The sequence below is a fragment of the Occallatibacter sp. genome (genome assembly GCF_049802275.1).
Classification (GTDB): domain Bacteria; phylum Acidobacteriota; class Terriglobia; order Terriglobales; family Acidobacteriaceae; genus Telmatobacter.
Genome location: NZ_JBARMD010000254.1, coordinates 1 through 4,942 on the forward strand (window position 1 = coordinate 1; position 4,942 = coordinate 4,942).

9 protein-coding genes are annotated in these 4,942 nt (G+C 58.4%); 3 read left to right on the forward strand and 6 right to left on the reverse strand.

The window, feature by feature from the left end:
- From WA354_RS08825 to WA354_RS08835, 3 genes are all read right to left on the reverse strand, one after another.
- A partial coding sequence (locus WA354_RS08825) for a hypothetical protein (protein ID WP_472812638.1) occupies positions 1–304 on the reverse strand: 304 nt, incomplete at its 3' end.
- Between the two features lie 112 nt (positions 305–416).
- Entirely contained in the window at positions 417–767 is a 351-nt protein-coding gene (locus WA354_RS08830; protein ID WP_472812639.1) for a hypothetical protein, read from the reverse strand.
- A 97-nt stretch (positions 768–864) separates the two neighbouring features.
- Positions 865–1,128, reverse strand: coding sequence for a hypothetical protein (locus tag WA354_RS08835; protein WP_472812640.1), 264 nt, complete (start codon positions 1,126–1,128; stop codon positions 865–867).
- A 103-nt stretch (positions 1,129–1,231) separates the two neighbouring features.
- On the opposite strand from WA354_RS08835, the gene WA354_RS08840 reads away from it, so the two are divergent.
- Positions 1,232–1,714: a DinB family protein gene (locus WA354_RS08840; protein WP_472812641.1), complete on the forward strand. Its 483-nt coding sequence runs from the start codon at positions 1,232–1,234 to the stop codon at positions 1,712–1,714.
- A 128-nt stretch (positions 1,715–1,842) separates the two neighbouring features.
- On the opposite strand, the gene WA354_RS08845 is transcribed toward WA354_RS08840, so the two are convergent.
- The 3 genes from WA354_RS08845 to arsM are packed head-to-tail and all read right to left on the reverse strand — an operon-like array spanning position 1,843 to position 3,708.
- Positions 1,843–2,247, reverse strand: a complete 405-nt coding sequence (locus WA354_RS08845; RefSeq protein ID WP_472812642.1) for an arsenate reductase ArsC — start codon at positions 2,245–2,247, stop codon at positions 1,843–1,845.
- 17 nt (positions 2,248–2,264) lie between these two features.
- On the reverse strand, positions 2,265–2,753 hold the full coding sequence (locus WA354_RS08850) for an arsenate reductase ArsC (protein ID WP_472812643.1): 489 nt from the start codon (positions 2,751–2,753) through the stop codon (positions 2,265–2,267).
- 13 nt (positions 2,754–2,766) lie between these two features.
- Entirely contained in the window at positions 2,767–3,708 is a 942-nt protein-coding gene (gene arsM, locus WA354_RS08855) for an arsenite methyltransferase (RefSeq protein WP_472812644.1), read from the reverse strand.
- A 107-nt stretch (positions 3,709–3,815) separates the two neighbouring features.
- Here arsM and WA354_RS08860 point away from each other — a divergent pair, with 107 nt between their 5' ends.
- Both WA354_RS08860 and arsB read left to right on the forward strand, forming a co-directional pair.
- On the forward strand, positions 3,816–4,205 hold the full coding sequence (locus tag WA354_RS08860) for an ArsR/SmtB family transcription factor (RefSeq protein WP_472812645.1): 390 nt from the start codon (positions 3,816–3,818) through the stop codon (positions 4,203–4,205).
- 2 nt (positions 4,206–4,207) lie between these two features.
- Positions 4,208–4,942: ACR3 family arsenite efflux transporter (gene arsB, locus WA354_RS08865; protein WP_472812646.1), on the forward strand; the 735-nt coding region annotated here is incomplete at its 3' end.

Consider the following 4,942-nt stretch of genomic DNA (forward strand, 5'->3'; position numbering starts at 1 on the left):
GCGCCCAGTCCAAGCATCGAATGGAAGCGGCGGAGGCACGGTCGAGAGGCGAAACCAGCCCGATAAACAACACCGGAAGCATCGCGATTAATGTCCTGGAGCCGGTAATGCGCAATCTCGAATCGGCCTGGCGCCGGGAACCGAGATGTGCGAATCGCAAAACGCCGGAAAGTGCGGCGGAATTCTGACTCTGAGTTCGGGCCAGGAATTCAAAGACCGGGCGACCGTAGGACTTCGCGCTTCGCGAGCCCGCCTCGGCGTGAGCAACCGACGTGAATGCGACGGCGGCGATTGCCACCCACATCCAGGTGCTTCGGTTGCGAGTCCAAGGCGTTTTGATCATCCGTCTCATATTTTGCCACAAATGCCGTGTCGGCGGCGTGGGCGACGGATTGCGGGCATTTGGCTTTGCGGGCTCACCGGAGGCGAAGAGAAAGAACATCGACCTTCTCACCGCGGCGGATCCGGCGCAATTGGCGTATCAGGTGCTTCTTTGGTGAATCTGGATCGCCATTATCGTCCTCGTCCGCATCTTCGACCTGGCGATGCTGGGCTTCGACGGCGTAGAGAATGCGCGGCCTGTAAATCAGCGTCAAACCGAGAACCACGGTTCCAATTCCCGCGGAGGATGAGAAAGGGCGCCGTCTTGGATTTCGCTTGCCACCCCATGGCACGCGGGAAAGGTAGGAGTACGCCAGGATCAGCACAATCGCCAAGAACGGCGAACCCATCGCAAGTGCAGCAACTGCACCGTATACAGCGTCCATAAGAGTGCCTTCCGATGCGGGACAGCATTTCGTTCATCGATGAATCACGGAGAACATTGCGGCATGAACCGCTTGATCCCGAGATTATTTGGAGGGTTTAGGCGAGTCGGAAAGGCGGAGGGCGCTGGAAGGAAGGAGCCAGCGTGGGAGCCGCCGGGCTGTGGCCCAGCGTCAAAACCAGAAGCAGCGGAAGAGCACTGAATGAGACGAGCAGGCCAACAAAAAAGGCGGGCAGCAGCGCCATCCATGCAGGTTGGTCTGCGGTTCCATGGATTTGGGGAACAAGCAGCGCGATGATCGCAATCGCAATGGCTGCAATTGCAATCCAGAACCAGGCGCGCTTATTGGAAAATGCTCTCATCCGAGTGGTCAGAGTATAGCAAGATTCCAGATTTGTTGGATCCGCAGAGCACTTCCCGAATCTTTGTTGCTGCCAGCGGAATCCGTTGATGCGGAGGGATTTGATGGCGAAGAACGGGGATGCGGAGTTGCGGAAACATTTGGTGGAAGTATTGACGGGGGGCCATGCGCACGCAACGTTTGAGCAGGCTGTGAAGAACCTGCCGGTGGAGTTGCGCGGAAAAGTGCCGAAGGGCGGGGAGCACTCCCCGTGGCAGTTGCTCGAGCATCTGCGGCTTGCGCAGTGGGACATTCTCGATTTTTCACGCAATCCGAAATATCAGGCGATGAAATGGCCTGATGACTATTGGCCGAAAGAGAAGGCACCGGCGGACGAGAAGGCGTGGGACAAGAGCGTGCGCGCGTTCAAGAGAGATTTGAAAGAGATGTGCGCGATGGTTGAAGATCCGAAGACGGATTTGTTCGCGAAGATTCCGCACGGAGATGGGCAGACGGTTTTGCGAGAGGCGCTGCTGATGGCGGATCACAACGCTTATCACGTGGGGCAACTTATGCTGGTGCGGAAGATGCTGGGGGCGTGGGGATGACCGCTCGCGGCGTTCATCCGGTAGCTTCCAGCTACCAGCCACTAGCTATCCCACCCATTCCGCAGAGAGCGCGAAATGGATGGGGCACCCGGCTGCGCTTCTTTATCGGCGACTCCGTTTCAGGTGGCTCATAGTGCGGCCAGACCTTCCCGCGCGAGCAGCGTTTGCACGCGAGTGCGGATCTCGTCTCGGATCTTCCTGACTTCTTCCATGGGCTGGCCCTTGGGATCGCGAAGGGGCCAGTCATCGCGACGCAGGCCGGGAACGTAGGGGCACTTGTCGCCACACCCCATGGTGATAAGGAGTTGGGCCTGACGCGCGAGATCGTCAGTGAGCTTTTGCGGCTTTGCGCTGCTGAGGTCGATGCCGATCTCCTGCATTGCGACCAGGACTTCGGGGTGAACGCGCGGGCCGGGTTCGGTTCCGGCGGAGATGGCTTCGGCCTTGGATCGATCGGCGAGTTGATTGAAAAACGCGGCCGCCATCTGCGAGCGGCCGGCGTTGTGTACACAGGCGAAGATTACTTTCAACATTGTTCCTCTTGTGCTGCTTATTGCTTTCCGATGTTGTCGATTTCCCGCTGCAGAGCGAAAGTATCGAGGGTGGCCAGCGGCAGGCACAGGAAGAGGCTGATCCGGCGGTCGAGTACGGAGAACGCCTGCGAAAAGGCTCGCTCAATCTCCTCGGGCGTTCCTTTCGCTGCTGCGGGATCGGGTACTCCCCAGTGCGCGGTCATTGGCTGTCCGGGCCAGAATGGACAAACCTCGCTTGCCGCGTTGTCGCAAACAGTAAAGACGAAGTGAAGCGGGGGGGCGTCGGGTCCGGAGAATTCGTCCCAGGATTTGCTGCGCAGGTTGTCGGTCTTCAAACCTGCTTTTTCGAGCTGGCGAAGGGCCTCAGGCCGCACAGCGCCGGATGGGTGACTTCCGGCGCTGTAGGCGGTGAAGTTCGGAAAACCCTTGCGGGTCATGATCGCCTCGGCCATGATCGAGCGGGCGGAGTTTCCAGTGCAAAGAAAAAGTACGTTATAGCGAGCCATGTTGGGCGTCCTCTTACGAGCAGCAGGTTGGGCCGCAGCAGGTTTTTGCTGATTTGGCCGTGGGCTTGATGGCGTAGACCTTGACGCTGGCTGCAGCCGCGTTGACGTCATAGGTGGCGAGGAGCGTCTTCAACTCATCATGCAACGTGGATGCGGCTGCAGGAGCTGGAGAGCAGCAAGAAGACTCGACGATTTGGAGCGTGCTGGTCGCTGCTGTCATATTCGTTGCCTCCATTGCAGGGGAGCAGCAGCCGGACTGATTTTCGACTTTTGCGTAAGCGTTGAGATCGGCGCCGCTGTCAACGATTTCTACGTGCTCAAAGCCTGCGGAAAGAAGGCCGGCGCGGTAGTCGTCGATGCGGATGGCTCCGGCGATGCAGCCAACATAGGCGGCAACACTTTTCGCGATGGCCTCGGGCAGTTCGTGCTTCAAGGCGATGTCACTCACAGCGAGACGACCGCCGGGCTTGAGAACGCGGGCAATTTCGCGGAAGACGGCGGGCTTGTCGGGCGCGAGATTCAGAACGCAATTGGAGATGACGCAATCGACGGATGCGTCGGGCAGAGGGATGCGATCGATGGTGGAGAGGTGGAAGTCTACGTTGGTGTAGCCGCCGGAGTTGGCGTTGGCGCGAGCGCGCTCGATCATCGCGGGTGTCATATCGATGCCGATGGCGCGGCCGGTCGGGCCAACCTGTTTCGATGCGAGGAATACGTCGAGTCCGCCGCCGGAGCCGAGATCAACAACTACTTCGCCGGGCCTGATATGCGCGGTTGCGGTGGGATTGCCGCAGGAGAGGCCCATGTTGGCGTCTGCCGGGATCGAGGTGAGTTCTTCAGCTGTGTAGCCGAAGGCCTCGGCTACCGCCTTGACGCCAGCGTGGTTGCTGGACAGGGAACTCTCTGCCACTGCCGCATACTTCGATTTCACCGAGTCAAGAATCTGTTCTGCCATGATTAGCTCCTTATAAAAACATATTCACGTAGGCGAATATATTCCTTGTCAACGTATTCGTCAAGGCGTATATATAAATCATGGCGGCGAAATCATCACAGTTTGATATGGAGAGGTTCTTTCAGGCGCTGGGCGACAACACGCGGCTGCGCCTGCTGAACCTTATGGATGATCAGGAAATCTGCGTTTGTTATTTTGTGGAGATCCTCGCGCAGGGGCAGCCGAAGATATCGCGGCACCTGGCGTATTTGCGCAGGGCTGGAATTGTGCAGGCGCGGCGCGAAGGCAAGTGGATGCACTATCGCATCGTAATGCCGCCGAGCATTGGTGCGACGCAAGTGCTACGGCAGACGCTGGCGTGGCTCAAAGAGGACCGTGCGATGCAGGCAGACAAGGCGCGCTTGTCGAAGGCCTGCTGCAGCCCGGCGAAGTTTGTGACACTGCAGAGCGCACCGCGGCCGGCCGCTGTGGATTGTGCCGCTGTTGAGGTGAGGTAACGATGTCGAGCGCACCTTATACGCAAGGCCAAATCTGTGCTCCGCTGGAGCGGAAGAAGCTTTCGTTTCTCGATCGGTTTCTGACGCTGTGGATCTTTCTGGCGATGGCGGTTGGAGTGGGTCTGGGGCATTTTGTTCCGGGCTCGGCTGCATTTGTGAACCGCTTTCAGAGTGGGACAACCAATATTCCGATTGCAATCGGACTGATCATTATGATGTTTCCGCCGCTGGCGAAGGTGCGATACGAGAAGCTGGGCGAAGTGTTTCGCCAGAAGCGGGTGCTGGGGCTGTCGCTTTTGCAGAACTGGGTGATCGGCCCGGCATTGATGTTCGCGCTCGCTGTTGTCTTTCTGCGAGGAGAACCGGCCTACATGCGCGGGTTGATCCTGATCGGCATTGCGCGCTGCATTGCGATGGTGCTGGTGTGGAATGAACTGGCGAATGGCGACACGGATTATGCCGCTGGGCTGGTCGCGATCAATAGCGTTTTTCAGGTGCTCTTTTACAGCTTCTATGCGTGGGTTTTCATCACTGTTCTGCCGAGGTGGTTTGGACTGCAAGGCAGCGTTGTGGATGTGAGCATCGTGCAGATTGCGAAGAGTGTCGGCATCTACCTGGGAATTCCGTTTGTGTCGGGAATGGTGACGCGCTATGTGCTGATTCGGTTGAAGGGCGAGGAGTGGTATCGCACGCGCTTTATTCCGCGTGTGAGTCCCCTGACGCTGGTGGCCCTGTTG